Here is a 25,750-nt window from a genome sequence, read left to right as displayed (position 1 = left end):
AGTATTTGGTTGTGACGCAAGCTCCTTTCCTACTCGATAGGCCGCGGCGTATGGGTCCCTGCTTTCGCAGGGACGACGAAGCAACTTAGTTCATCTCGAAACCGGAATCCTCTCCAATGGCACTCGTCCTCACCGAAGAACAATCCATGCTGCGCGACAGCGCGCGCGGCCTTATCAGCGACAAGGCGCCGGTGTCGCATCTGCGAGCCTTGCGCGATGCGAAGGACGCCACGGGATTTTCCCGCGAGCTCTGGAAGGCGTTTGCCGAGATGGGCTTTTCGGGCCTGCTGGTGCCGGAAAACTTTGGCGGCAGCGGGTTAGGCGCCGTCGAGGCAGGCGTGGTGATGGAGGAAATCGGCCGCACCTTGATGCCGTCGCCGTTTCTCTCGACCGCGGTGCTGGCGGCCTCCGCACTGACGCGTGGCGGCAGCGACGCGCAAAAGGCCGCGCATCTGCCCAGAATTTCGGACGGCTCGCTGCTCGCGGCGCTCGCGGTCGACGAAGGCGCCAAGCATCGCCCGCTGCAGACCAAATTGCAGGCCGTGCGCTCCGGCAACGGCTTCAAGCTGAGCGGCGCAAAAGCTTTTGTGGTCGACGGCCACACCGCCGATCTCCTGATCGTCGCGGCGCGCACCGCTGGCTCTGCCGGCGAGCGCAACGGGCTGACGCTGTTCCTGGTCGATCCCAAGTCCAAGGGCCTCGCGGTCGAGCGCACCGCGATGGTGGATTCGCACAATGCGGCGCGCATCGAGTTCGACAATGTCGAGGTCAACGCCGACAGCGTGCTCGGCGAGGTCGATCAGGGCGCAGCATTGCTCGAAGGCGTGCTCAATATCGGCCGCGGCGCGGTGGCTTCCGAAATGGTGGGCCTCAGCGAGGAAGTGTTCGGTCGCACCGTGACCTATCTGAAAGAGCGCAAGCAATTTGGAAAACTGATCGGCGAATTCCAGGCGCTGCAGCATCGCGCCGCCGAGCTCTATATCGACATCGAGATCACGCGCGCCGCCGTGCTGAAGGCGCTGCAGACGCTGGATGGCGATTTCGCCAACGCCAGTGCCGCGGTTGCGGTTGCAAAGGCGCGCGCCGGGACCACCGCGACGCGGGCGGTGCAGGAAGGCGTGCAGATGCATGGCGGCATGGGCATGACCGACCAGTTCGACATCGGCTTCTTCATGAAACGCGCCCGGGTCTGCCAGGAATTGTTTGGCGACAGCAATTATCACGCCGATCAGCTGGCGCGGATGAAGAGTTATTGAGAATCTAGGCAGTCATTCCGGGGCGCGCGTAGCGCGAACCCGGAATCTCGAGATTCCGGGTCTGGTGCTAACGCACCATCCCGCGATGACGGCCTTATCGGCCGTCACCGGATCGGCGGGGCGTACTGGATGCCGCCGTTGCTCCAGAGCGAGTTCAGTCCGCGCGGGATCTTCAGCTTGGATTCGGCGCCGACATTGCGGTCGTAGATCTCGCCGTAATTGCCGACGTGGCGGATGATGCGGGCGGCCCAATCCTTGGTGAGGCCGAGGTCCTCGCCATAGGCGCCTTCGGTGCCGACCAACCGCATCACGTCCGGCTTCTTCGACTTCAGCGCGTCGTCGATGTTTTTCGAGGTGATGCCGAGCTCCTCGGCGTTGATCATCGCGTACAGCGTCCACTTCACGATCATCATCCAGTCGTCGTCGCGCTGCCGCACCACGGGTGCCAGCGGCTCCTTCGAGATGACGTCGGGCAGGATGGTGTGATCGTCCGGCTTGGAGAGGTTGAGGCGCAGCGCGTAGAGCTGGGAGACGTCCGCGGTCAGGGTGTCGCACTTGCCCTCATTATAGGCTTTGACGACATCCTCCAGCTTGGCGAATTTCATCTCCGTGTATTTCATGTTGTTGGCACGGAAATAATCCGCGACGTTGAGCACCGTGGTGGTGCCGTCCTGCACGCAGATCTTGCTGTTGTTCAGATCCAGCCCGGAATCGATCTTGCGCGAGGCCGGCAGCATGAAGCCTTCACCGTCGTAGTAGGCGACGGCCGGGAAATAGAGCGCGTTGTTGACCTCACGCGACATGCTCCAGGTGGAGTTGCGCGAGAGAATGTCGACCTTGCGGCTCGACAGCTCCTTGAACCGCTCGCTGGCGTCGAGCGGAATGAACTTCGCCTTCTTGGGATCGTCGAAGATAGCCGCCGCCACCGCGCGGCAGAAATCGACGTCGAAGCCGGTCCAGTCGCCCTTGTCGTCGGGGATCGAGAAGCCGGGGAGGCCCTTGTTGACGCCGCACAGCAGTTCGCCGCGCTTGAGCGTCCGCTTCAGGGTCTTGGTGTCATAGCGTTCATATGTGATTGCGCCAGCCGCGACCGCGATTGCGACCGCCAGCCCAATGAGGAGGCCGCCTCGAAATGTACGTAGCATTTTTTAACTCACCAATTTCAGGGAAATGGATCTGCGGAAGAGACGGTGCTGTCGCAATTACAGTTCGGGCTTCTGCCGGATGATCACCTTGGTGCCGACCGGGACGCGCTCATAGAGATCGGCGACGTCGGCGTTGACGAGCCGGAAGCAGCCGGAGGAGACGGCGGTGCCGATCGTGTCGGGGCGGTTGGTGCCGTGAATGCGGTAGACGGTGGTGCCGAGATACATCGCCCGCGCACCGAGCGGGTTACCCGGGCCGCCGGCCATGAAGCGCGGCAGATAGGGCTGGCGTTGAATCATTTCCGGCGGCGGCGTCCAATCCGGCCATTCCTTCTTTTGCGTGATGTTGACGAGTCCCTGCCACGTGAAACCCTCGCGGCCGACGCCGATGCCGTAGCGCAGCGCGCGGCCGCCGCCCTGGATCAGATAGAGATGACGCTCGGCCGTGACCACGATGATGGTGCCCGGCGCTTCGTTGGTGCGGTAGAGCACCGCCGTCTTCCTGAATTGCGGATCGAGCTGGACGGATTCGTCGGCGACCAGCCCCGGCTGGTCGCCCACATCGGGCTGCCGCAGCTGCGCGTTGCTCTGCGAGGCTGAGAGGACCAGACCGCTCGTTGCGATCATCATCCAGATCAGGTGCCGAAACTTCGTCATTGCGGAGCTCTCCTTGTTGGCGCGTTGGCCAATTGGTTGGCGCTTTTAGCCAAATCAGCGGAACCATCAAATCTCAGGGCCAGCTTGATGGCAAGTTTAGGGCAGCAGGGCCGGTATCTTGCTGGAATGGCTTCTATTTTCTGACATCACAATCGCCGGTGATTGTGACAAAGGCCTCATTTCGGCGCGATCCAGAGCCGCAGGCCGTAGGAGATCAGCGTCACCGTGCCGACGCCGCCGAGCCACAGCGCGGCAAACCACAGCAGGCGCTGCGTCAGCGGCCGCGGTGTCGGCTCGCTGGATTCTTGATTGGACGCGTTTTCTTGACGCGAACCGGGGTCCACTTCGCTGGAAAACGCTTTGGTCATCAGTGATAACCGCTTCCGGCTTTGACCTTGCCGCGGAACACCCAATAGGCCCACGCGGTATAGCCGAGGATCAGCGGTATGAGAATCGCGACGCCGACCAGCATGAAGAGTTGGCTGTTTGCGGGCGAGGCCGCCTGCCAGATCGTGATGCTCTGCGGCACGATATAGGGATACATGCTGATGCCGAGCCCGGCATAGGACAGCGCGAACAGCGCCAGCGTCAGGAAGAACGGCTGGTAGTCATATTTGTTGGCGAGGCTGCGCAGCAACAACACGGTGACGACGGCTACCGCGACCGGCACCGGCGCGGTCAGGATGATGTTGGGCCAGGCAAACCAGCGATGGGTGTACTGCACATGCAGGAACGGCGTTGCAATGCTGACGATGCCGATGGCGCACAGCATCGCGACCAGCAGCAGCCAGCTCAGTTGATAGGCGCGGTCGCGCAATTCGCCTTCGGTCTTCATGACAAGCCAGGTCGCGCCGAGCAGGGCATAGCCGATCACGAGCGCGACGCCGGTGAGGATGCTGAACGGTGTCAGCCAATCCCACCAGCCGCCGGCATAATGTCGCCCCGAGACATGAATGCCCTGCAGGATGGCGCCGAGCGCGATGCCCTGCGCCAGCGTCGCCAGCAGCGAGCCGCCGGCAAACGCAATGTCCCAGCGGTTGCGTTCGCGCGTGGTGCGCCAGCGGAATTCAAAGGCGACGCCGCGGAACACCAGGCCGAGCAGCATCACGATCATCGGCGTGTAGAGCGCCGGCATCAGCACGGCATAGGCCAGCGGGAACGCCGCCATCAGGCCGCCGCCGCCGAGCACCAGCCAGGTCTCGTTGCCGTCCCAGACCGGGGCGACGCTGTTCATGATGACGTCGCGGTCTTCCTTCTTCGGAAACAGCGGAAACAGGATGCCGAGCCCCAGATCGAAGCCGTCCATCACGACATAGACGAACACCGCAAAGGCGATGATGAAGGCCCAGATGGTCGGAAGGTCGACGGGGATCATCGCGCGGCTCCCTCGGCGACAGTACCGGCGGCCGGCGTGATGCCGGCGGCACGTGCTGGGACGTCGCTGCGCGGACCTTCCTCGCCGTGGTGCGGCGGCTGCGCCATCAGGCGCAGCAGGTAGATCACGCCGGCGGTGAACACCACGAAATAGACGATGATGAAGGCGATCAGCGACGAGGCGACCGCGGGCGCTGCCAGCGGCGACGCTGAATCAACGGTTCGCAGCAATCCATACACCGTGAACGGCTGACGCCCGGTCTCGGTGGTGATCCAGCCCGCCAGCACCGCGATGAACCCCGACGGAGCCATCGCGACCGCAAAGATGTGCAGCAGGCGTGAGTTGTACAGCGTACCGCGGAAGCGCATCAGCAGGCTGAGCAGGCCGAGCCCCACCATCAGCAACCCCATGCCGACCATGATCCGGAACGACCAGAAGGTGATCGGCACCGGCGGCCAGTTTTCACGCGGCACGGTGTCGAGGCCGGCCATCGGCGCGTCGAGCGAATGTTTGAGGATCAGCGAGCCGAGTTTGGGGACTTCGATCGCGTAATCCATCCTGCCTGCGGCCTGATTGGGCCAGCCGAACAGAATCAGCGGCGCGCCGTGTTGGTGGCTCTGGAAATGGCCTTCCATCGCCATGATTTTCACCGGCTGATGCTCCAGCGTATTGAGCCCGTGCTGGTCGCCGGCGAGGATCTGGAGCGGGGCGACGATCGTCGCCATCCACATCGCCATCGAAAACATCACACGCGGGCCGGCCAGATGCGGGTCGCGCAGCAGATGCCAGGCGCCCACTGCGCCGACCACCAACGCGGTGGTCAGGTACGCCGCCAGCACCATGTGCACGAGCCGGTAAGGGAATGATGGATTGAAGATCACCTTGAACCAGTCGACGGCGATGAACTGGCCTTCGGCATTGAGGGCGTGACCTGTGGGCGTCTGCATCCAGGAATTGGCCGACAGAATCCAGAACGCTGAAATCAGCGTGCCGACCGCGACCATCAGCGTCGCGAAAAAATGCAGTCTGGGGCCGACGCGATCGAGCCCGAACAGCATCACGCCGAGGAAGCCCGCCTCGAGGAAGAACGCCGTCAGCACCTCATAGGCCATCAGCGGGCCGATCACGGGGCCAGTTTTGTCCGAGAAGGCCGACCAATTGGTGCCGAACTGGTAGGACATCACGATGCCCGACACCACGCCCATGCCGAAAGCGACGGCGAAAATCTTCAGCCAGTAATTGAACAGGTTGATATAGACCTCGCGCCGGGTCCACAGCCACAGCGCTTCAAGCACCGCGAGATAACTGGCGAGCCCGATCGAGAAGGCCGGGAATACGATGTGGAACGACATCGTGAAGGCAAACTGCGCCCGGGCCAATACAACGGCATCCCAGCCTTCGAACATCGGCACCACCTATCGCACCTAACCAGGCGTGAATCCTATCATGCCGAATACGATAACAGTACCGCCCCTTTTGCAGCAGAGGCCCGCTATCCGGTCAGTGTTCCGGCATCCGGAGGAGCATTGAGGCGCCGAATGATTTCTGCGCGCACGGCACGTGCCGCATTTTCGTCGTGCTTTGTCGGGCTGCAGAAGGTCTGGCCCGTGTGCAACCGAATGCTGATGGTGCTGGTCCGGTCCTTGGAATCGGGCTCGTCAACCTCGATCGCTGCGACGTCACCTGCTCGGATCGTCTCGGCGGATGGCTTACCGCTTAACGCAATCCGCTCGACACGGATCTCGCCCTGCCGAATGATCCAGCACGCGCCAGCTAATCGGTGCGCGTAGCGGTAGAGTGCAAAGGCAGCAAGAAAGCCGAGCGGCAAGAGCAATCCGAGCGCCATCTCCCACTCGCCGATCCAGAATGCGATGAGGAATGGCAGAGCGCAGAGGCCGGCCACAACCGGTACGGCCATTCGAATCACGCGGCCGAGATCGGGGTTGACCGGCGAGCCAAGGGTGATTTCGGCGTTGCCGGCCTCAAGCGGGTTGTCGATGGGCGCGGCATCGGCACAACCGAGCAATCCCGTAACAATTGCGGCGGTTTCGTTGACGCGCGTGATGTCCGGCAGCGGCGGCGAGATCAAGACATGCCCTGAGGCCAGCCTGCACACGAGGCTGAAACTCGCGGGATAGCTGAACTTGTTCTTGCGGACGTGAACCTCTGCGATGTCGTGATTGCTGATCATTCGCTTGTGCACCTGGCCAAGCGGGCGCTGCTCGCCGATCAGGATGCCGTCTTGCGTGATGATCCAGGCTACATTGCGTTCAAGGGCGGCAACGCCGATCAGGAACAAGCCGAGCGGCACGACCCAGAGTGCAGGAATGAATGGTCGGCCGCCCGAGGCCCAGGTAAGCAGGCCTGGGACAATAATCAGCAAAATTACAGCGCCGGAGCCCGCCTGGACAAACCTTTCCCTGAGCGAGGATCCCTTGCGCAGCCGAACTTCATCCGGGTTTGCCGCAGCATCCATTGTCAGCGGCAAACATCACGAGCGGCTCGATCGCGTCAAGCAAGAAGTGCAACATTACTCGATCACGATCTCGCCGGTCATGCCGAGATCGGCGTGGGTCTTGCCGTCGGCGCCCTTGATGTCGCAGCGCAGATCGGTGGCGCGGCCGGCGGCGACCGGCACCAGCCACCATTCGGCGGATTGTCCCGGATAAACTTCGATCTCGCGCATCGCGCCCTTGAACTCGGCGAGCGTCACGGTCTTGCCGTCGCGCTGTTGCGTGACCTGCGCCTTGCGCGTCCACACCATCTGCGAGAAGGCGTGTGAGGTGAAGTAGTGCGGATCGTTGCTGTCGTTGCGCAGGATCAGTTTGTAGAGCTTGCCGGTCTCGAGCTTCAGTTGCTTCGGCGTGAATTCATGCTTGCCCGGCGAGCCCAATGTGACGGTGACCTCGATCGGCGTCTGCCGCGACAAATCGCCGGCCGCGATCGCCCCGCCCGAGACGAGGCCGAGCAAAACAGACGCGCCAATGGCTGCGCGATACGAGACGAACATGGTGGCCTCCCCTGTGGTCCGAGCATTGCCGGAAACGATGTTGATGCTAATGCAAGTGCGAATTAGTTGCAAATAAATCGGTAGCGGTACCCAGGTCCGGACAAGAGGGGGCCCGCTTTAACTTTGCATGGGGTTGCTTTCGAGATTTTTGTCCAGGCCCGGTCCCGGACGTTGGAGCCCCGCCAACTTGGTTCCAGGCGCGGCGCATTGGCCCCGCCCCAAATACAGAGCGACCCGGGCGGGGGGCATCCCGGCCGGGTCGTTGGAGGTTCTTGGGAGGTTAAGCCTTGGTCGGTTAAAGCTTGGTCGGCTCGTAAGAAACTTGTTTAGCGAACGACGTCCGGGATCACACAGACCTCAGCGGCGCTCTTGGTGCTGCAATCGACCACTTGTTCGCGCACGAACATCGAACCGGTATCGCGCTGGGCGCGAGGCGAGACGTTCTGGGCGGACAGTGAAGCGAGGGTAGCGACCGCGCCGAGCGGGACAATGAAGAGGCGGAAGGACGGCTTCAGCATGTTCGCTCTCCTGTTCGGCGTTGGTGGTGCGTTGTTGATGATGGGTATAGGGGCAGAGTTTTTCCGGGTGATGTCGTGGATTGTTTCATTTGTTTCGTCGCCTTTAATCTTTGGCTTCGAAATCGACCCGGTTTCTGCTCCCTACGCCAATCTAACTGATTGAAATATCTAAGTTTTATGCGGCGATGCTGTCCACGCCGGCGACCTTAAGCAAGTCGGCCAATTGTTTGCGGGCATAGAACATCCGGGTCTTCACCGTGCTCTGGGGAATACCGATGATCGCGCCGGCCTCTTCCACCGACTTCTCGTGGTAGTAGACCAGATTGATGATCTCGCGATGCGCCGGCGACAGCTTGGCCACACAGGCGCGCAGGATGGCGCTGGTGTTGCTGCGGTCGAGCGAGGCTTCCGGGGTGTCGGCCTCGTCGGCGATCTCCAGCACGTCGTCCTGATCGATATCCTCATGCTTGCGCTGGCGCAGCGCGGTCAGCGCCTTGAAGCGGGCGATCGACAGCAGCCAGGTCGAAACCTGGGAGCGGCCTTCGAACTGGCTGGCGGTGCGCCACACGTCCAGAAACACCTGGCTGACGAGATCTTCCGCCATCGTGGTATCGCGCACCATGCGCAGGATGAAGCGGTAAACCCGTACGTGATGCCGGGAATAAAGCACGTGCATCGCCGTGCGGTCGCCTTTGGCAATGCTCTCCAGCAGCGATTCGTCCGATGTCGCGCGGGCATCGGCAATGTGCTTGCGGGCTGCAGCGTTGATGGCAATCACGTTCGGCATGACAAACTCCCAGTTCGCCGCTTGGCGGCGTGTCGTTGGGAGATTTCTAGTTAATGAACGTTTCGGGATGTCTGCACGGAAGGGGGAAAATGGTTTCGTGCCGGGGAGAATTGTTTCGTCACAGCGGCTGCGACGAAACATTTCGGGCGAAAATGATAATGATTTCAATGTGCGGAAAATTGGAGGATTTCAGATCGAAAATCGTTCCGCAGGACCCACAAATCGATCGTCGTCCCTGCGAACGCAGGGACCCATAACCACAGGGCGTTGTTGTTTGGAAAGGTAGCTACTATTGCGCGCAAAATGACTGCTGCGGCGTATGGGTCCCTGCGTTCGCAGGGACGACATCGGCGCTAGCAGCTAACCCTTCTCGCCGGTCGGCGAGAACAGGTAGCCGCCGCCGCGGATGGTGCGGATCACGGCGGGCTTGGTCGGGTCGATCTCGATCTTGCGCCGGATCCGCATGATGCGGAGGTCGACCGCACGGTCGAAGGCTTCGGCGTCGCGCGCATTCGCCAGCTCCAGCAGCCGCTCGCGCGACAGCACCCGCTTCGGATTGGCGGCGAACACTTTCAACAGGCCGAATTCGGACGCGGTCAGCGGATGCTCGTTGCCTTCGTCGTCGCGCAGCGCCTGGGCTTCGAGATCGAGCCATTTGGTGCCGAACCGCACCAATTGCTCCTTTTCCGCCTTGGCGCCGGCGGCCTCGGGCGTCGCCGCCTTGACCGGCGCACTGCGGCGCAGCACCGAGCGGATGCGCGCCATCAATTCGCGCAGCTCGCAGGGCTTTGCGATGTAATCGTCAGCCCCGAGCTCGAGGCCGACGACGCGGTCGATCGGGCTTGCGGTCGCCGTCAGCATGATGACGGGGACGTTGATGCGGCTTTTCAGGTCGCGGATGATCGAGAGCCCGTCTTCCTCGGGCATGTTGAGGTCGAGCACGACGAGGTCGGGCACATTGGTTTCGATGACCCCGCGCAGGCTCTTGCCGCCGTCGCATAGCGTCACGGCGAAACCGTGCATCTTGAGGTAATCGCCGACCATTTCGCGGGCCGGCGCCTCGTCGTCGACGATGATGATGTGCTGGCTCTGGCTCATGATGTCTCTGCTGCAGGCAGTGTAACCGTAAACGTCGACCCCTGTCCGGGGCCGGGACTATCCGCGGTCACATGGCCGCCATGCATGTCGATAATGCGTTTGACGATCGATAGACCGAGGCCGGTCGAGCTTTCGCCCGCGGTCGGCTTGGCCGACAGCCGCTGGAAGCGGCCGAACAGCCGGCCGAGATCCTCGGGCGACAGGCCCGCGCCCTCGTCCGTGATCCGCACGACGGTGTTGTCACCCTCATGGGTGACGCCCACCGTGATCTTGCCGCCGATAGGTGAATATTTGATGGCATTGCTGACCAGATTGTCGATCGCCTCGCGGATCCGGTCGACGTCACACATGGTGACGAAATTCGGCGGCGCGGAGACGTTGATGGTCTGCTGCTTGTTCACGGCCGAGGGCAGATTGGCGTCGGTGACTTCGGCCACCAGGGCGCCGACGTCGACCGGCTCGCGGCGGATGGTGATGTCGAAGGCGTCCGCCATCGCATCCGAAATCAGATGATCGACCATCGAGGTCAGGCGCTTGGTGGCGTCGCGGATGTGGTCGACCTGCGCAGTGACGTTTTCCTTCGGCGAGCCGGCGCTGATCAGTTCGTTCAGCATTTCGGTGCGGCCGAGAATGACGCCGAGCGGGTTTTTCAGGTCGTGGGCGACGGTGCCGAGGATTTCGTTCTTGAAGCCGTTGGCGCGCTGCAGCCGCAGCCACTGCGCCGAAAGCCGGCGGTTGGCCTGCATCAGCGCGCGGGTGCGCTGGGCGACGCGGTCTTCGAGCTGGGTATTGGCCGCATGCAGCTGCTGGTAGAGGATCACATTGTCGAACGCGATCGACAGCCGGCTGGAGAAAATCTCGACCAGCGCGCGATCGGTGTCGGAAAGCTGGCGCTCGGCCTGCAGCAGCACCACGACCTCACGGCCAGAGCCGGTGCGCAGGTAAAGCACGCTGCGGTGGTCGGCGAACTCGTTCTTGCGGCGCGTGAAGGCGTCTTCCACCATCTGCCGCAAATCCGGATCGAGTGATTTTGAACTGGTCGAGCCGATGAAGCGGCTGTAGCAACCCGAGCCCGCGAGCACGGAGAATTCGCTGCCGGGGGCGCCGTCGTCGCGCAGCACCAGTATACCGGCGCAATCGACATTGAGCAGCGAAGCCAGTTGCGTCAACACCCCTTCGGCGAGGCGCTGCATCGATTTGAAATCATACAGGGTGGAGGCGGCGTCGATGATGATTTCGAGCCCGCGCCTTGTCTGCACCATGCGCTCGAGCTGCTGATAGCTGCGCAAGGCGGCGGTCAGCGAGGTGAACAGCTTGTCGGCGGTGAGCTCGGTCTTGGCCTTGTAGTCGTTGATGTCGTACTGGACGATGACGCGGCGCTCCGGCGCCTGGCCGGGCTGGCCGGTGCGCAGGATGATGCGGACGGTCTCGTTCTTGATGTCGTTGCGGATGTACTCGACGAGGTCGAGGCCGGCGACGTCGGTTTCCATGATGACGTCGAGCAGCACGGCGGCGATATCGGGATTCTCGCGCATCAGGACGCGGCCTTCAGCCGCGGAATAGGCGGAGAGGATTTCCAGCGTGGCGCCGTGGAGGTTGTAGTCGCTCAGCGCAAACCGGGTGCCTTCATGCACCGCCTGATCGTCGTCGATGACGGCGATCTTCCATTTGCGTACAGACGAATCATCCGGGGCGGTTTCGGAATCGTCGATCAGGTGGAGGACATCGTCCTGTTCGGCCATTGAGGGGTTCCGTCGGCTGCTGCGTCTGTGATCGTGGGTCCGCTGGTTACGATTCCCTTGGCGACCTTGGGCATGATAATGCGGAAAGTGGTGCCTTGTCCTAGCCTTGACTCCAGCATCATCCGGCCGCCGAGCTGTTGAGTGACAAGATTATAGACGATATGCAAGCCCAGTCCGGTACCGCCCTCGTTGCGGCGTGTGGTAAAGAACGGATCGAACGCCTGCCGCTGGACGTCCGGCGTCATTCCGGCCCCATTATCGGCAAAAATGATTTCGACATCGTCACTGCCGCGGGCCCGTGCCGAAAGCGAGATCGCCCCGGAACGGCCGTCGGCGAAGGCATGATTGGCTGCGTTGAGGAAAAGATTGGTTAAAATCTGGCCGTAGGAGCCGGGATAGCCGTCGATCAACAGACCCTCCGGCACGTCGACCGACAGCGTAATCGTCGCCTTCTTCAACACCGGGCGCAGGCTCGCGACGATCTGGTCGGTGGCCTCGCTGAGGCTGAATTGCCGGCGCTCGGCATGGGAGCGGTCCACCGCCACCTGCTTGAACGACTGGATCAGTTCGCCGGCACGGTGCAGATTGGCCACCAGTTGCCCGGCGGCGTCGCGCGAGCTCTTGACGAACTCGTCGAGCTTGGAGCGGCGCAGCGGCTCGGTGCGCAGCTCGGTCTCGAAGATTTCCGCGCGGCGCGCGAAGCTCGACGCCACCGTCAGGCTGATGCCGATAGGGTTGTTGACTTCGTGGGCGACGCCGGCAACCAAGCCGCCCAGCGCCGCCAGCCGTTCGGCGTCGATCAGGTTCTGCTGGGCGGCGTTGAGTTCGAGCAGCGCGCCCTCGGCCTTTTCCTTCGACGCGCGCAGCTCGTCCTCGGTCTTGCGTTTGGCGATGGCGTTTTCGCGGAACACCTCCACCGCGCGCGCCATCGCGCCGACCTCGTCCTTGGCTGACGTGCCCTGCACGGCGCGATCGTAATTGCCCGAGGTGATCGCGTGCATCGACGCCATGATCTGCTGCAGCGGCAGCCGGATCGAGAGCGCGATCAGGACACCCGCGGACAGGATGATGCCGAGGAAGATCACGGCGATCGACAGCACCCGGCGCGAAATGCCCGCCAGCGTGCGGTCGAAGGTTTCCTGCGCCTTTTGCTCGCGCTGGCGCATCTTCACCGACAGGCTGTCGATCACGCCGATCGCGTCGGCCTGGCTGGCGTCGATGGTGTTGCGCAACAATTCGGTCCGGATCGCAAGCTGCTCGGTCAGCTTCGCCAGTCCCTCGCGCAACGCCAGGGTTTTCGCATGCAGCCGCGTCAGCGCCATGCGCTGCAAATCATTGTCGGCAAGGTCGGACATGACAGGGATGGTTTTTTCGATCGTCTCGGTATTGCGGCGGGCGTCCTCGGCTGAAGCCGACGCCAGCGAAAGGTAATAGGCGTTGGCGGCGACCAGCATCCCGGTAAACGCCTCGCGGGATTTTCCGAGCGACGGCCAGATCAGCGCATCGCGGTGCCCGGTGGCGCCCTCGATGATGGAATAGAGCCCGGCCATGTCCCTGGCCGGGCCCAGCACCTGTTGCTCGTAGGTTTTAGAGATCGTCGCCTGCACCGCGCGCAGTTCGCCGAAACCGTTGAGGAAGCGGTCGGTGACCTGCTCGAGCTGCTCGACCGAGCCCGAAAGCATCGGGTCGTTCGAGGCGCGGTTGGTCAGTGTGCCGAGCACGGCTTCGCGCAGCAGCAGGATCTCCGCGAACAGTTCCGGGCTCGGCTGGTTGATGTAGCGATGGATCAGGTTCTGCAGCCGGCTGGTCTCGCTTTCGAGCAGCGCCAGGATCTTGTCGGATTCCCTGACGTGGCGAACATCTTCCCAGGCCGAACCGAGCACCTTGGCGCCGTTCCATATCAGCGCGGCCAGCACCACGACCACGGCGGAGTTCAAGGCCGCGATCGACAGGATGCGCCAGCGGATCGGGACCGCGCGCAGCACCTGGACGATGCGAATACGGCCGCGTGCGGCGAGGCTCGCCGGCCGTTCCACTGATCCGTCCTGTTGCGAGGTTGCGGCCAACTCACTGCACCTTGCGAATTCGTTCAATGAGCTGCGCAATAGCGGGGTCTTGCTGCGCCTTGGCGTAAATTCCCGCCATCGCCGCCTCGAGCGGCTTGCGGTCGAAATCGGTGACGATCTTGACGCCGGCGTCTTCCGCCTGCTTGCGCGAGCGCTCTTCGAGATCGCGCCATTTTTCGCGCATGAAGCGGCTCGAGCGCTGTGCGGCTTCGCGAAAGGCCTTCTGGTCTTCGGGCGACAGGCTAGACCACGCCTTTTTCGACATCACCAGCACTTCCGGGCTCATCGTATGTTCGGTGAGGGTGTAGAAGCCGGCGAATTTGTAGTGATCGGTGGTGACAAAGGACGGCCAGTTATTCTCGGCGCCGTCGATCAATTTGGTCGAGAGTCCGGTCAGCACCTGACCGTAGGGCAGTGCGACCGGATCGGCGCCGAGCGAGCGGATCATCTCGACCATCTGCTCGGATTGCTGCACTCGAATCCGCAAGCCCTTGAGGTCGGCCATCGAGGTGACCGGACGGAGGTGGTTGTAGATCGAACGGGCGCCGGAATCGTAGAACGCGAGGCCGACGAAGCCGTAAGGTTCGAAGCTGTCCAGGATCTCGTTGCCGATCGGACCATCCAGCACCTTCTGCAGATGCTCGATGGAGCGGAACAGAAACGGCATCGCCAGCACATTCATCGCCGGCACCATGGTCCCGATCAATGCGACGTTGGTACGATTGATATCGATGGCGCCTGCGCGGGTCTGCTCCAGGGTTTCCTTTTCCTCGCCGAGCTGGCGCGAATGGAACACCTTGATCTCGTGGCGGCCGCCGGTGCGTTCCGCAACCAGGCTGCCCATGTGGTGCAGCGCCTGCACGGTCGGATAACTCTCGTTCTGGGTATCGGCGGCGCGAAATTCGCGCGCAAAAACGCTCGTTGCGGCCGCTGTCAGGAACAACGCCAGAACAAGCATTATGATCCGCGAAAGGTCGGCGCGGCGATACACAGGCAACAAATCCCCTTGTGAAGAAGTCTGCGGCGGGAAGAAAAGGTTCAATGTTTTTTTAGCAGAAGGCGCCCACACTTGGCTATCCGGAGCCGCTGCAATCGTTAATTGTGCGGTGCGACGGCGGTGGTGGATTGAAACGGCGGGCGCGGGCATCTATGAGGGCGCAGCGCGCAGATTTGGTCGCGGTCCTGACAAGCGGTTTTGGCAAAGTGATTCATCAGTGAAGTCGGTCTTGAGGTTGTTTCAGTTCGTCGCGCTCGCACTCACCGTGCTGGTAACTCCGGCGCAGGCGACCACCGAGATCATGTGGTGGCACGCGATGTCGGGTGAACTCGGCAAGCAGCTGGAGAAGCTCGCGACCGATTTCAACGCCTCGCAATCCGACTACCGGATCGTTCCGACCTACAAGGGCAATTACACCGAAACGGTGACGGCGGCGATCTTCGCCTTTCGTTCGCGCAGCCAGCCCGCCATCGTTCAGGTCAACGAGATCGCGACCGCGACCATGATGGCGGCAAAGGGCGCGATCTATCCGGTGTTCGAGTTGATGCGCGACCAGTCGGAGCCGTTCTCGCCGGCTGCCTATCTGCCGGCCGTCGCCGGCTATTATTCCGACGTCGCCGGCAACATGCTGTCGTTCCCGTTCAACGCCTCGACACCGATCCTCTACTACAACAAGGACCTCTTCCGCGCTGCCGGTCTCGATCCGGAAGCGGCGCCGAAAACCTGGCCCGAAATTGGGGCCGCGGCGAAGAAGCTGCGTGCGGCAGGCGCGGTCTGCGGCCTGACCACCTCCTGGCCTTCCTGGATCAATGTCGAGAATTTTTCGGCCTTCCATAACCTGCCGCTGGCGACCAAGGGCAACGGGTTTGGCGGTCTCGATGCCGAACTGACCTTCAACAACCCGACCGTGGTGCGCCACATCACGCAGCTTGCGGAATGGCAGGCCACGAAAGTGTACGACTATAGCGGCCGCGGCCAGTCGGCCGAGCCGCGCTTCCAGAAGGGCGAGTGCGGAATCTTCATCGGCTCATCGGCGACCCGCGCCGACATCAAGGCGAATTCGAAATTCGAGGTCGGCTACGGCCTGATGCCGTATTATCCCGACGTCAACGGCGCGCCGCAGAACACCATCATCGGCGGCGCGACCTTGTGGGTGCTGCGGTCCCGGCCACGCGCCGAATATACCGGGGTTGCGAAGTTTTTCGCGTTTCTCTCGAAGCCTGAAGTCCAGGCAGCCTGGCACCAGAACACCGGCTATCTGCCGATCACCCGTGCCGCCTTCGATCTCTCGCGTGCGCAGGGGTTCTATGATCGCAATCCCGGAGCGGCGATCTCGATCGAGCAGATGACCTTGAAGCCGCCGACCGAGCACTCCAAGGGAATCCGGCTTGGCTCGTTCGTGCTGATCCGCGACGCGATCGACGAGGAACTGGAGCAGGTCTTCAGCGGCAAGCGAACCGCGCAAGCCGCCCTCGACCTCGCAGCCGAGCGCGGCAACCGCCTGCTGCGCCAGTTCGAGCGGGCGAATCCGGACCGATAGGGCGCGCACGATCTCGACTTTCCGTCATTGCGAGCGAAGCGAAGCAATCCATCGCTCGGCATAACGGAAGGATGGATTGCTTCGTCGCTATCGCTCCTCGCAATGACGGCTGAGTTAATGACACTTTCACTGCCGGTCCTCGCAAACTACGAAGCCTTCCACGCCTGGCGCGCCGACACTTCGCGCTGGCTGCCGGTGGTATCAGACATCGCCCATGGCCACGGCTTGAAAGCGGCGGCGCCGCATGTTTTCGCGACCGGTACCAACCTCGTCATCGGTCTCGGCGATGACCTGATCCTGAAGCTCTTTCCGCCGATCCTTCGCGGCCAGTTTGTCTCCGAGCGCGCATCGCTGCGGCAGCTACGCGGACAATTGAGCATCCCGATTCCGGAAATCCTGTTCGAAGGCGAGTGCGACGGGTGGCCTTATCTCATCATCACGCGGCTGCATGGTGTCGTCGGCTCCGAGGTCTGGCCGACGCTGCCTGAAGACCAGAAGGAACGCGTGCTTGCGCAGATCGGCGCTGTTATCGCCGAAGTGCAGCGCGCCCCGCTCGGAGAACTCGCAAACATCGAGCCGCAATGGGACCGGTTCGTGTCCAGGCAAATCGAGGGCTGCCGCGCGCGGCACGAGCGCCTCGGGATGTCAAAGAAGTTTCTCGAGGGCTTCGACGACATCCTGCGCGATGCCGCGACGCTTATTCCGCTGGACAAGCCGCCGGTCATCCTGACCGGCGAATACATTCCGGAGAACTTCTTGTTGAGCCAGCAAGGCACCGGCTGGCGCCTGTCGGGGCTGTTTGATTTCGGCGACGTGATGACCGGTTGGGGCGAATATGACCTGCTGGGTCCGAGCGCGTTCATGGCCGCGGGAAGCCCACGGCGGATGCGCAGCCTGTTCGAAGGGTTCGGATACGCGCCCGCCGATATCAATCCGGCCATGAAACGGCGGCTGATGGCGCTGATGCTGTTGCATCGGGCCAGCGATCCGCTCCGGCATATCTGCATCGAGGACTGGCAGGGCAGGGCCGGCAACCTTTCCGAATTGCAGGACCTGGTGTGGCCGGTTTGACGGGTGCGACGAAATCGCACATCAAAGAGGCGTGCAAAACTTTCTGCTTAAAGAGCGGGCAATTATGCATCTTTGTATGCAATTTGACACTCGCCTCGTCGAGTCGATTTCGTCAGATAATTGATATTACTATGTGATATCAATCGACTAGGGAGAGGTTAGCCCTTCATTAAGGTTTGGCACGAACCTTGCGATTCCCAGTTCCAAAGCCGTTCCCCTCAGGCGTTGGAGCATCACATGAAGCGTCGCGATTTCCTGAAATCCGTCACCGGGGTCGCCGCCGGCGCCCTGGTGCCGGCGCCGGCCATTTTCTCTCCCGCCAAGGCCGATGCGCGGTCGGAGACGCTTTTGATCGTCTCGGAAGGCGGTCCCAACAACCTCGACATCCATGGCGTCGGCACCAACGTGCCCGGCTATGAAGTGTCGTGGAATTGCTACGACCGCCTGATCACCCACGAGATGAAGAGCGGTCCCGGCGGCGTGCCGTATTACGACCGCGACAAGTTCAAGGGCGAACTCGCCGACGACATGAAGATCGACGACATGTCGGTGACCTTCAAGCTGAAGAAGAACGCGAAATTCCATGACGGCACGCCGGTCGCGGCCAAGGACGTCAAATGGTCGCTCGATCGCGCGGTCTCGGTCGGCGGCTTCCCGACCTTCCAGATGAGCGCGGGCTCGCTGACCAAGCCCGAGCAGTTCGTTGTTGTCGACGACAACACGCTGCGCGTCGACTTTGCCAAGAAGGACCGCCTGACGATCCCCGACCTCGCCGTCATCGTGCCTTGCATCGTGAATTCCGAGCTCGTGAAGAAAAACGCGAGCGAGAAGGACCCCTGGGGCCTCGAGTATACAAAACAGCAGACCGCGGGCTCGGGCGCGTACAAGCTGTCGAAGTGGACCGCCGGCACCGAAGTCATCATGGAGCGCAACGACGCCTGGGTCGGTGGCCCCCTGCCGAAGATCAAGCGCGTGATCTGGCGCATGGTGCCGCAGGCCGGCAACCGCCGCGCGCTGCTGGAGCGCGGCGACGCCGACATCTCCTATGAATTGCCGTTCAAGGATTTCCAGGAGATGAAGGCCAACGGCAAGCTCAACGTGGTGTCGCTACCGTTCTCCAACGGCATCCAGTATATCGGCATGAACGTCACCAAGCCGCCGTTCGACAATCCCAAGGTGCGCCAGGCGATCGCCTACGCGCTTCCCTATCAAAAAATCATGGACGTCGTGCTGTTCGGCCTCGCCAATCCGATGTTCGGCGCGTCCGCCGACAAGGCCACCGAAGTGGCGTGGCCGCAGCCGACCAAATATTCCACCGATATGGCCAAGGCGAAAGCGCTGCTCGCGGAAGCCGGCTATGCCAACGGTTTCGAGACCACGATCTCGTTCGATCTCAATTTCGCCGGCGTCAACGAGCCGCTCTGCGTGCTGGTGCAGGAGAGCCTCGCCCAAATCGGCATCAAGGCCACGATCAACAAGATCCCTGGCGCCAACTGGCGCACCGAGTTGAACAAGAAGGAGATGCCGCTCTACACCAACGTGTTCTCGGGCTGGCTCGATTACCCCGAATACTTCTTCTACTGGTGCTATCACGGCAACAATTCCGTCTTCAACACCATGAGCTACAAGTCGCCGGAGATGGACAAGCTGATCGACGGCGCGCGCAATGCGGCCTCGACCGGCGACAAGGCGGCCTACGACAGCGACGTGAAGGGTTTCGTCGATCTCGCCTACAAGGACATCCCGCGGATTCCGCTGTATCAGCCCTTCGTCAATGTTGCGATGCAGAAAAACATCTCGGGCTATCAATACTGGTTCCACCGACGGCTCGACTATCGCGCGCTGGTGAAGGCGTAATCCGCCATGCTGACCATGATCGGCAAGCGGCTGATGTTTGCGATCCCGTCGCTGATCGGGGTCGTGATCGTGACGTTCCTGCTGACGCGGGCGCTGCCCGGCGACCCCGCCGCGTATTTTGCCGGGCCCGCCGCGACCAAGGAGGCGGTCGAGCAGATCCGGAAAAAACTCGGCCTCGACAAGCCGTTGATCGAACAGTTCTTCCGTTACACCAACGATCTCGCCCATGGCGATTTCGGCAATTCGCTGACCACCGGCCAGCCCGTCGCCGCCGAAATCCGCAATCGCCTGCCGGCTTCCGCCGAGCTGACGCTGCTCGGCCTGTTCGTTTCCATCGTGATTGCGATTCCGCTCGGCGTGCTCGCCGCCACCCGGCCTGGCTCGTGGATCGACCACCTCTGCCGGATAACGACGACGGCCGGCGTGTCGCTGCCGGTGTTCTTTACCGGCCTGGTGCTGGTCTACATCTTCTATTTCCGGCTCGGCTGGTCGCCGGCGCCGCTCGGCCGGCTCGATGTGTTCTACAGCGCGCCGCCGACGGTGACCGGCTTCTATCTGATCGACACCCTGATCGCGCGCGATCTCGAGGCGTTTCGTTCCGCGCTGAGCCAGCTGATCCTCCCCGCAACGACGCTGGCTATCTTCTCGCTGGCGCCGATCGCGCGCATGACGCGGGCCTCGATGTTGGCGGTGCTGGCCTCGGATTTCGTCCGCACCGCGCGCGCCAGCGGCCTGTCGCCGGGCACCGTGATCGTTACCTATGCTTTCCGCAATGCGATGCTGCCCGTGATCACCACGCTCAGCATGGTGTTCTCGTTCCTGCTCGGGGCCAACGTGCTGGTGGAGAAAGTCTTCGCCTGGCCCGGCATCGGCTCCTACGCCGTGGAAGCGCTGATCTCGTCGGACTTCGCGCCGGTGCAAGGCTTCGTGCTGACCATGGCGGTCATGTACGTGCTGCTCAATCTGATCATCGACATTCTGTATGGCGTGATTGATCCGCGCGTGAGATTGGAAGGGTAATAAGCATGAGCACCGTTGCGCCTGCCGTTGAACCTGTCGGTCCCGCGCGAACCTCGGGACTATCGGCGATCTTCGAACATACCCGCTATGTGCTCGGCGAGAACCGCGTCACCGCCTTTGCCTTCGGGCTGCTGGTCGTGATCCTGTTCGCGGCGATATTCGGCCCCTATGTTGTTCCCTATGATCCGCTGGCAAGCGACACTTCAGCCGCGCTGAAGGCGCCGTCGGCGGCGCACTGGTTCGGCACCGATCAATTGGGCCGCGATATTTTCAGCCGCGTCATCGTGGCCACACGGCTGGATGTGTTCATCGCGGTGGCTTCCGTGGCGCTGGTGTTCCTGATGGGCGGGCTTGCCGGCGTCGCCGGCGGCTATTTCGGCGGCTGGACCGACCGCATCGTCGGCCGCATCGCAGATACCATCATGGCGTTTCCGCTGTTCGTGCTGGCGATGGGCATCGTCGCTGCGCTGGGCAATACCGTGCAGAACATCATCATCGCGACCGCGATCGTTAATTTCCCGCTCTATGCCCGCGTCGCCCGCGCCGAGGCCAATGTCCGGCGCAACGCCGGCTTCGTGCAGGCGGCGCGATTGTCCGGCAATGGCGAGTTCCGGATTCTGCTGGTGCACATCCTGCCCAACATCATGCCGATCATGATCGTGCAGATGTCGCTGACCATGGGTTACGCGATCCTCAACGCCGCAGGCCTGTCGTTCATCGGCCTTGGCGTGCGGCCGCCGACCGCCGAATGGGGCATCATGGTCGCGGAGGGCGCCGGCTTCATGGTGTCGGGCGAATGGTGGATCGCGCTGTTCCCGGGCCTCGCACTGATGATCGCGGTGTTCTGCTTCAACCTGCTCGGCGATGGTCTGCGCGATATCGTCGATCCGCAGCGACGGACGTGATCATGGACGGCGCAACTCAGAACATTGTCATTGCCGGGCTTGACCCGGCGATCCATCGCGCGAAGCGCATCTTTGAAGTTTTGATGGATGCGCGGGTCAAGCCCGCGCATGACAATCAGGAAATCGGACGCACATCATGACCGCGCAGCCATTGCTCGACGTCAATAACCTCACGGTGGAATTCGCCACACGGCGCGGTATCGTGAAGGCGGTGCAGCACGTCAACATCTCCGTGGCCAAGGGCGAGACGCTCGGCATCGTCGGCGAGTCCGGCTCCGGCAAGTCGGTGACATCTTACGCTGTGATGCGGATCCTCGACCGCGCCGGCAAGATCGCCGAGGGCTCGGTGATGTTTTCCGGCATCGACGTCAAGGCCGCGACTGAGAACCAGATGCGCGATTTGCGCGGCCGCGAAATCTCGATGATCTTCCAGAACCCGCGCGCGGCGCTCAATCCGATTCGCAAGGTCGGCGACCAGATCGAGGACGTGCTGCGCCAGCATGTGCAGTCAGCAGCCAGTGATCGCGGCGAGAAGGCGATCGAGGTGCTGGAGCAGGTCAAGATCGCGCGGCCGCGCGAGCGGTACCACGCCTATCCGTTCGAGCTTTCCGGCGGCATGTGCCAGCGCGTCGTGATCGCGCTGGCGCTGGCCTGCAATCCGCAGCTTCTGATCGCAGACGAGCCGACCACCGGCCTTGACGTCACGACGCAGAAAGCGGTGATGGATTTGATCGTGGAACTCACAAAACGGCGCGGCATGTCGACCATCCTGATCACGCATGACCTCGGCCTCGCCGCCGCCTATTGCGACCGCGTGGTTGTGATGGAAAAGGGCCGCGTGGTCGAGACCGCGAAATCCGCCGATATCTTCGCCAACCCCGAACATGCCTACACCAAGAAGCTGATGCGCGCGACGCCGCGGCTCGGTGTCTCCTTGCGCGATCTGTTGCCGGAGGAAGACGCGGCGGCGCTGCCGGTGCTGACGTCAGCGGCTCCGGCCGACAGTGAAACCAAACCGCTGCTGCTGGTCGAAAAACTCGTCAAGGAATATCCGCGCCAGGGCGCCACGGCCGTGCTTGGCAAGCTGTTCTCGCGCAAGCCGCCGGTCGAGGCCGAACTGTTCCGCGCGGTCGACGGCATCAGCTTTGCGGTCGGTCACGGCGAGAGCGTCGGCCTGGTCGGCGAATCCGGCTGCGGCAAATCCACGACGTCGATGATGGTGATGCGGCTTCTCGACCAGACCTCGGGCCGCATCGTGTTCGACGGCGACGAGATTGGCTCCATGCTGCCCAACGCATTTGCGCGGCTGCCGCTGCGCAAAAGCATCCAGATGGTGTTCCAGGATCCGACCGACAGCCTCAACCCGCGCTTCACGGCGGCGCGCGCCATCGTCGATCCGATCATGCAGCTCGGCGACATCAGGGGACGCGACGCGCTGCGCGCCCGTTGCGAGGAACTCGCCGGGCTGGTCGGTCTCCCCATTAACCTGCTGGATCGCTTTCCACACCAATTGTCCGGCGGCCAGAAGGCCCGCGTCGGCATCGCCCGCGCGATTGCGCTGCACCCAAAACTCGTGATCCTCGACGAGCCGACCGCGGCGCTCGACGTTTCCGTGCAGGCGGTGGTGCTCAATCTGCTGCAGGACCTCAAGTCGTCAATGGGTATGAGTTATCTGTTTGTCTCCCATGATTTGAATGTGGTGCGCCTGTTGTGCGATCGTGTCATCGTGATGCGCGCGGGACGAATCGTGGAGCAGGGCCCGTCCGAACAGGTCTTGGGCAATCCGCAGGACGCCTATACAAAGGAGCTGTTGACGGCGATCCCGCATCCGCCGTTGCCGGTTCACTCATAAACCTGGATGGGAGCGAAATGGCCGAACCCCTGGACGACTATATCGACGCCGTCGCCAAAGCGCTGGCGCTGCCGGTGGAAGATTCCTGGCGGCCGGCGGTGCGCGCGAACCTCGAAGTCTCGCTGAGGCTGGCGCGGCTGGTCGATGAATTTGCATTGCCCGACGAAACCGAGCCCGCCAGTGTCTTCGCAGCCTGATCGCGCCATGACCGTCCAACAGACCGCTCAAGAGATCGCGCAGGCCGTGAGCGGTGGCAGGATGACCGCGCTTGCGGCGACCGAAGACGCGCTGGCGCGGATCGCCAAACATGATTCCGTTCTGAACTCCTTCACTGACGTCACCGCGGATCGCGCGCGGGCCAAGGCGCGCGCGGTCGATGCGGCGATTGCGGCGGGACAAAAGGTGGGCCCGCTCGCGGGCGTGCCGTTCGCGGTCAAAAACCTGTTCGACGTCAAGGGCCTGCCGACGCGCGCGGGCTCGAAGATCAACCGCGACCTCGCGCCGTCGTCGCGCGATGCGACGCTGGTCGAGCGCATGGAGGCGGCGGGCGCGGTGCTGGTCGGCGCGCTCAACATGGGCGAATACGCCTACGACTTCACCGGCGAGAACGTCCATGACGGCCCGTCGCGCAATCCGCACGATCCGACCCGCATGACGGGCGGCTCCTCCGGTGGTTCCGGCAGTTCGGTCGGTGGCGGCCTGGTGCCGATCGCGCTGGGCTCGGATACCAACGGTTCGATCCGGGTGCCGTCGTCGTTCTGCGGGATCTTTGGCTTGAAGCCGACCTACGGCCGTCTGTCGCGGGCGCGCTCGTTTCCGTTCGTGGCGAGCTTCGATCATCTCGGGCCTTTTGCGCGCAGCGTCGGCGATCTCGCGCTGGCCTACGATGCGATGCAGGGGCCTGATGCGGATGACGCCGCGTGCACCACGCGGCCGCTCGAGCCTGTGACGTCGCAGCTCGCGCAAGGCATCGGCGGGTTGCGCGTCGCAATAGCCGGCGGTTATTTCCAGAAGAATGTGTTTCCGGAGGCGGTCGAGGCCGTGGCGCGCGTTGCCAAGGCGCTCGGTGCGACCCAGACGATTGAAATTCCCGAGGCCGCGCGCGCCCGGGCCGCGGCTTACGTCATCTCCACCACCGAAGGCGCGTCGCTGCATCTTGACCGCCTGCGCAAGCGCCCGAACGATTTCGATCCGGCGGTGCGTGATCGGCTGATCGCGGGCGCGATGGTGCCGGCGCCGCTGGTCGATCGCGCGCAGAAATTCCGCCGCTGGTATCGCACGCAAGTGCTGGAGCTGTTCAAATCGGTCGACGTGATCATCGCGCCGGCGACGCCCTGCATCGCGCCCAAACTCGGGCAGGTGACCTTCAAGCTCGACGGCGTCGAACTGCCGGTGCGCGCCAATATCGGCATCCATACCCAGCCGATTTCGTTCATCGGACTGCCCGTGGTCGCGGTGCCGGTGCCGCTGGAGCCGATGCCGATCGGGGTTCAGATCATCGCCGCGCCGTGGCGCGAGGATATAGCGCTTCGCGTCGCTCACGCGCTGGAGCAATCCGGCGTTGCTGCGGCGCCTGCGCCAAGAGGAATTTAGCGAGGAATTTGACCATGGATATCGATCTTCCCGACGTGCTCGCTGAGGTGTCAGCGCAGTTCGCGCGCTATGAGAAAGCGCTGGTGTCGAACGACGTCACGGTGCTGGATGAATTGTTCCGCAACGATCCCCGCACACTGCGCTACGGCATCAACGAAAATCTCTACGGCTATGAGGCGATCATGGCGTTCCGAGCCGGCCGCTCGCCGGTGGGGCTGATGCGTACGACCGACAAGACCGTGATCACCACCTATGGCCGCGATACCGCAGTCGCCTCGACGTTGTTTTATCGCGACATGTGGAGCGGCAAGAAGGTGGGGCGGCAGATGCAGACCTGGATACGGTTTCCCGAGGGGTGGAGAATCGTCGCCGCCCATGTCAGCATCATCGACGAGCCTGCATCGTAAAGGGACATGAGTCGAAAGGATTTGGATCAAATCACATGAGCCTTGACGATCTTCCAACGCGTATCCCGCAAGCCGGCCTGGAGTCCGAGCCAGTGGTGCGGCGCGTCGACCGCGCCTCGCCGCAGGCGGACAAGGTCACGCGCGCGGAGGAATTGCGGCTGCAGCTTGCCGACGAGATCGTGCGCGGCGTGCTGGCGCCGGGATCGGGGCTGGACGAGACGGATATTGCGCGGCGCTTCAGCGTGTCGCGGACGCCGGTGCGCGAGGCGCTGCGGCAGCTGGTGGCGAGCGGCCTGGTCGAATCCCGCGCCCATCGCGGCGCCGTGGTGGCGCAGCCGTCGATCGAGCGTCTGACTGAAATGTTCGAGGCGATGGCGGAGCTGGAAGCGCTGTGCGCAGGCCTCGCTGCGGAGCGGATGCCGGCCGCGGAGCGCCAGAAGCTGGAGGCGATCCACGAGGAACTGCGGGTGCTGAGCTATGCCGGCAATCCCGAGCGCTTCCACGAAGTCAACGAGCGCTTTCACAACGCGATCTATGCCGGCTCGCAGAACGGCTATATCGCCGAGATGACCCTGGCGACGCGGGTGCGGGTGCAGCCGTTCCGCCGCGCGCAATTTCGCAATCTCGGGCGGCTGGCCAAATCGCACGCCGAGCACGACCGCGTCGTGGTCGCGATCATGCGCGGCGACAAAACCGGCGCGGCGGGCGCGATGCGCGCGCATATCGAACTGGTGCGCGGGGAGTATGAGATTTACGCGGTGTCGCATCCGTAAGCGCCGTCATTCCGGGGCGCCGCAACGCGGCGAACCCGGAATCCATTTCTCTGCGGGGACGGTGCTTCGCTTGAAATCAGG

The 25,750-nt window shown here is 62.8% G+C and carries 26 protein-coding genes; 13 read left to right on the top strand and 13 right to left on the bottom strand.

Going from position 1 to position 25,750, the window contains the following annotated elements:
* The first annotated feature begins 116 nt into the window (after nt 1-116).
* Entirely contained in the window at nt 117-1,256 is a 1,140-nt protein-coding gene (locus JQ629_RS04655; protein WP_212411507.1) for an acyl-CoA dehydrogenase family protein, read from the top strand.
* A gap of 104 nt (nt 1,257-1,360) precedes the next feature.
* Here JQ629_RS04655 and JQ629_RS04650 read toward each other — a convergent pair whose 3' ends face one another.
* The 8 genes from JQ629_RS04650 to JQ629_RS04615 all read right to left on the bottom strand — a co-directional run bounded on the left by JQ629_RS04650 (nt 1,361) and on the right by JQ629_RS04615 (nt 7,961).
* Complete coding sequence (locus tag JQ629_RS04650; RefSeq protein ID WP_212411506.1) at nt 1,361-2,401, bottom strand: amino acid ABC transporter substrate-binding protein; 1,041 nt, start codon at nt 2,399-2,401, stop codon at nt 1,361-1,363.
* Between the two features lie 57 nt (nt 2,402-2,458).
* Nucleotides 2,459-3,058 (bottom strand): L,D-transpeptidase, encoded by a 600-nt coding sequence (locus JQ629_RS04645; RefSeq protein WP_192735530.1) that lies wholly within the window; start codon nt 3,056-3,058, stop codon nt 2,459-2,461.
* 176 nt (nt 3,059-3,234) lie between these two features.
* Nucleotides 3,235-3,336 carry a DUF2474 domain-containing protein gene (locus JQ629_RS04640; RefSeq protein WP_192735727.1) on the bottom strand — a complete coding sequence of 34 codons (102 nt, stop codon included), beginning with the start codon at nt 3,334-3,336 and terminating at the stop codon, nt 3,235-3,237.
* 89 nt (nt 3,337-3,425) lie between these two features.
* A complete protein-coding gene (cydB, locus tag JQ629_RS04635) occupies nt 3,426-4,433 on the bottom strand; it encodes a cytochrome d ubiquinol oxidase subunit II (RefSeq protein ID WP_249134821.1) in 1,008 nt (335 codons plus the stop codon).
* The gene (locus tag JQ629_RS04630) at nt 4,430-5,839 is read right to left on the bottom strand and encodes a cytochrome ubiquinol oxidase subunit I (RefSeq protein ID WP_212411504.1); all 1,410 of its coding nucleotides are present in this window, start codon (nt 5,837-5,839) and stop codon (nt 4,430-4,432) included. Before JQ629_RS04630 ends, cydB begins: the two co-directional genes overlap by 4 nt.
* A gap of 86 nt (nt 5,840-5,925) precedes the next feature.
* Complete coding sequence (locus JQ629_RS04625; protein WP_212411502.1) at nt 5,926-6,909, bottom strand: hypothetical protein; 984 nt, start codon at nt 6,907-6,909, stop codon at nt 5,926-5,928.
* A 54-nt stretch (nt 6,910-6,963) separates the two neighbouring features.
* A complete protein-coding gene (locus JQ629_RS04620) occupies nt 6,964-7,443 on the bottom strand; it encodes a cupredoxin domain-containing protein (RefSeq protein WP_212411500.1) in 480 nt (159 codons plus the stop codon).
* Nucleotides 7,444-7,769: 326 nt separating this feature from the next.
* Nucleotides 7,770-7,961: a hypothetical protein gene (locus JQ629_RS04615; protein WP_212274167.1), complete on the bottom strand. Its 192-nt coding sequence runs from the start codon at nt 7,959-7,961 to the stop codon at nt 7,770-7,772.
* Here JQ629_RS04615 and JQ629_RS04610 point away from each other — a divergent pair.
* Nucleotides 7,960-8,124 carry a hypothetical protein gene (locus JQ629_RS04610; protein WP_212411498.1) on the top strand — a complete coding sequence of 55 codons (165 nt, stop codon included), beginning with the start codon at nt 7,960-7,962 and terminating at the stop codon, nt 8,122-8,124. The two genes, JQ629_RS04615 and JQ629_RS04610, sit on opposite strands and share 2 nt — an antisense overlap.
* A gap of 12 nt (nt 8,125-8,136) precedes the next feature.
* Here JQ629_RS04610 and JQ629_RS04605 read toward each other — a convergent pair whose 3' ends face one another.
* From JQ629_RS04605 to JQ629_RS04585, 5 genes are all read right to left on the bottom strand, one after another.
* Nucleotides 8,137-8,748: a sigma-70 family RNA polymerase sigma factor gene (locus tag JQ629_RS04605; protein WP_192735524.1), complete on the bottom strand. Its 612-nt coding sequence runs from the start codon at nt 8,746-8,748 to the stop codon at nt 8,137-8,139.
* 360 nt (nt 8,749-9,108) lie between these two features.
* The gene (locus JQ629_RS04600; protein ID WP_212001768.1) at nt 9,109-9,846 is read right to left on the bottom strand and encodes a response regulator; all 738 of its coding nucleotides are present in this window, start codon (nt 9,844-9,846) and stop codon (nt 9,109-9,111) included.
* On the bottom strand, nt 9,843-11,588 hold the full coding sequence (locus JQ629_RS04595; protein WP_212411497.1) for an ATP-binding response regulator: 1,746 nt from the start codon (nt 11,586-11,588) through the stop codon (nt 9,843-9,845). The genes JQ629_RS04600 and JQ629_RS04595 overlap by 4 nt, the downstream gene beginning before the upstream one ends.
* Nucleotides 11,558-13,624 carry a sensor histidine kinase gene (locus JQ629_RS04590; RefSeq protein WP_212390828.1) on the bottom strand — a complete coding sequence of 689 codons (2,067 nt, stop codon included), beginning with the start codon at nt 13,622-13,624 and terminating at the stop codon, nt 11,558-11,560. Before JQ629_RS04590 ends, JQ629_RS04595 begins: the two co-directional genes overlap by 31 nt.
* 31 nt (nt 13,625-13,655) lie before the next feature.
* Nucleotides 13,656-14,651: a TRAP transporter substrate-binding protein gene (locus JQ629_RS04585; RefSeq protein ID WP_212411496.1), complete on the bottom strand. Its 996-nt coding sequence runs from the start codon at nt 14,649-14,651 to the stop codon at nt 13,656-13,658.
* A gap of 229 nt (nt 14,652-14,880) precedes the next feature.
* Here JQ629_RS04585 and ugpB point away from each other — a divergent pair, with 229 nt between their 5' ends.
* The 11 genes from ugpB (at nt 14,881) to JQ629_RS04530 (ending at nt 25,669) form a co-directional block, all read left to right on the top strand.
* Nucleotides 14,881-16,191, top strand: a complete 1,311-nt coding sequence (gene ugpB / locus JQ629_RS04580; protein WP_502752414.1) for a sn-glycerol-3-phosphate ABC transporter substrate-binding protein UgpB — start codon at nt 14,881-14,883, stop codon at nt 16,189-16,191.
* Nucleotides 16,192-16,308: 117 nt separating this feature from the next.
* Nucleotides 16,309-17,262 carry an aminoglycoside phosphotransferase family protein gene (locus JQ629_RS04575; RefSeq protein ID WP_212411494.1) on the top strand — a complete coding sequence of 318 codons (954 nt, stop codon included), beginning with the start codon at nt 16,309-16,311 and terminating at the stop codon, nt 17,260-17,262.
* Nucleotides 17,263-17,499: 237 nt separating this feature from the next.
* Nucleotides 17,500-19,119, top strand: a complete 1,620-nt coding sequence (locus JQ629_RS04570; protein WP_212411493.1) for an ABC transporter substrate-binding protein — start codon at nt 17,500-17,502, stop codon at nt 19,117-19,119.
* A 6-nt stretch (nt 19,120-19,125) separates the two neighbouring features.
* On the top strand, nt 19,126-20,139 hold the full coding sequence (locus tag JQ629_RS04565; RefSeq protein WP_212001749.1) for an ABC transporter permease: 1,014 nt from the start codon (nt 19,126-19,128) through the stop codon (nt 20,137-20,139).
* A 5-nt stretch (nt 20,140-20,144) separates the two neighbouring features.
* Nucleotides 20,145-21,044 (top strand): ABC transporter permease, encoded by a 900-nt coding sequence (locus JQ629_RS04560; RefSeq protein ID WP_212411492.1) that lies wholly within the window; start codon nt 20,145-20,147, stop codon nt 21,042-21,044.
* The gene (locus JQ629_RS04555) at nt 21,041-21,184 is read left to right on the top strand and encodes a hypothetical protein (RefSeq protein WP_212411491.1); all 144 of its coding nucleotides are present in this window, start codon (nt 21,041-21,043) and stop codon (nt 21,182-21,184) included. Before JQ629_RS04560 ends, JQ629_RS04555 begins: the two co-directional genes overlap by 4 nt.
* Nucleotides 21,181-22,896 carry a dipeptide ABC transporter ATP-binding protein gene (locus JQ629_RS04550; protein WP_212411489.1) on the top strand — a complete coding sequence of 572 codons (1,716 nt, stop codon included), beginning with the start codon at nt 21,181-21,183 and terminating at the stop codon, nt 22,894-22,896. Before JQ629_RS04555 ends, JQ629_RS04550 begins: the two co-directional genes overlap by 4 nt.
* A 17-nt stretch (nt 22,897-22,913) precedes the next feature.
* Entirely contained in the window at nt 22,914-23,093 is a 180-nt protein-coding gene (locus tag JQ629_RS04545; RefSeq protein WP_192735513.1) for a DUF4089 domain-containing protein, read from the top strand.
* Nucleotides 23,094-23,100: 7 nt separating this feature from the next.
* Entirely contained in the window at nt 23,101-24,489 is a 1,389-nt protein-coding gene (locus JQ629_RS04540; protein ID WP_249134820.1) for an AtzE family amidohydrolase, read from the top strand.
* Between the two features lie 14 nt (nt 24,490-24,503).
* Nucleotides 24,504-24,896, top strand: a complete 393-nt coding sequence (hpxZ, locus tag JQ629_RS04535) for an oxalurate catabolism protein HpxZ (protein ID WP_212411485.1) — start codon at nt 24,504-24,506, stop codon at nt 24,894-24,896.
* 35 nt (nt 24,897-24,931) lie between these two features.
* Nucleotides 24,932-25,669: a GntR family transcriptional regulator gene (locus JQ629_RS04530; protein ID WP_212267443.1), complete on the top strand. Its 738-nt coding sequence runs from the start codon at nt 24,932-24,934 to the stop codon at nt 25,667-25,669.
* Nucleotides 25,670-25,750 lie beyond the last annotated feature (81 nt).

Source organism: Bradyrhizobium sp. AUGA SZCCT0222 (assembly GCF_018130205.1).
Taxonomy (GTDB): Bacteria; Pseudomonadota; Alphaproteobacteria; order Rhizobiales; family Xanthobacteraceae; genus Bradyrhizobium.
Note: the sequence above shows the minus strand (reverse complement) of the source record. Positions and strands in the feature narration are given on the sequence as shown.

Coding starts and splice junctions, on each gene's coding strand:
- JQ629_RS04655 (WP_212411507.1), top strand. CDS start 117: ATGGCACTCGTCCTCACCGAAGAACAATCCATGCTGCGCGACAGCGCG.
- JQ629_RS04650 (WP_212411506.1), bottom strand. CDS start 2,401: ATGCTACGTACATTTCGAGGCGGCCTCCTCATTGGGCTGGCGGTCGCA.
- JQ629_RS04645 (WP_192735530.1), bottom strand. CDS start 3,058: ATGACGAAGTTTCGGCACCTGATCTGGATGATGATCGCAACGAGCGGT.
- cydB (WP_249134821.1), bottom strand. CDS start 4,433: ATGATCCCCGTCGACCTTCCGACCATCTGGGCCTTCATCATCGCCTTT.
- JQ629_RS04630 (WP_212411504.1), bottom strand. CDS start 5,839: ATGTTCGAAGGCTGGGATGCCGTTGTATTGGCCCGGGCGCAGTTTGCC.
- JQ629_RS04625 (WP_212411502.1), bottom strand. CDS start 6,909: ATGGATGCTGCGGCAAACCCGGATGAAGTTCGGCTGCGCAAGGGATCC.
- JQ629_RS04620 (WP_212411500.1), bottom strand. CDS start 7,443: ATGTTCGTCTCGTATCGCGCAGCCATTGGCGCGTCTGTTTTGCTCGGC.
- JQ629_RS04610 (WP_212411498.1), top strand. CDS start 7,960: ATGTTCGCTCTCCTGTTCGGCGTTGGTGGTGCGTTGTTGATGATGGGT.
- JQ629_RS04615 (WP_212274167.1), bottom strand. CDS start 7,961: ATGCTGAAGCCGTCCTTCCGCCTCTTCATTGTCCCGCTCGGCGCGGTC.
- JQ629_RS04605 (WP_192735524.1), bottom strand. CDS start 8,748: ATGCCGAACGTGATTGCCATCAACGCTGCAGCCCGCAAGCACATTGCC.
- JQ629_RS04600 (WP_212001768.1), bottom strand. CDS start 9,846: ATGAGCCAGAGCCAGCACATCATCATCGTCGACGACGAGGCGCCGGCC.
- JQ629_RS04595 (WP_212411497.1), bottom strand. CDS start 11,588: ATGGCCGAACAGGACGATGTCCTCCACCTGATCGACGATTCCGAAACC.
- JQ629_RS04575 (WP_212411494.1), top strand. CDS start 16,309: ATGACACTTTCACTGCCGGTCCTCGCAAACTACGAAGCCTTCCACGCC.
- JQ629_RS04570 (WP_212411493.1), top strand. CDS start 17,500: ATGAAGCGTCGCGATTTCCTGAAATCCGTCACCGGGGTCGCCGCCGGC.
- JQ629_RS04565 (WP_212001749.1), top strand. CDS start 19,126: ATGCTGACCATGATCGGCAAGCGGCTGATGTTTGCGATCCCGTCGCTG.
- JQ629_RS04560 (WP_212411492.1), top strand. CDS start 20,145: ATGAGCACCGTTGCGCCTGCCGTTGAACCTGTCGGTCCCGCGCGAACC.
- JQ629_RS04550 (WP_212411489.1), top strand. CDS start 21,181: ATGACCGCGCAGCCATTGCTCGACGTCAATAACCTCACGGTGGAATTC.
- JQ629_RS04545 (WP_192735513.1), top strand. CDS start 22,914: ATGGCCGAACCCCTGGACGACTATATCGACGCCGTCGCCAAAGCGCTG.
- JQ629_RS04540 (WP_249134820.1), top strand. CDS start 23,101: ATGACCGTCCAACAGACCGCTCAAGAGATCGCGCAGGCCGTGAGCGGT.
- hpxZ (WP_212411485.1), top strand. CDS start 24,504: ATGGATATCGATCTTCCCGACGTGCTCGCTGAGGTGTCAGCGCAGTTC.
- JQ629_RS04530 (WP_212267443.1), top strand. CDS start 24,932: ATGAGCCTTGACGATCTTCCAACGCGTATCCCGCAAGCCGGCCTGGAG.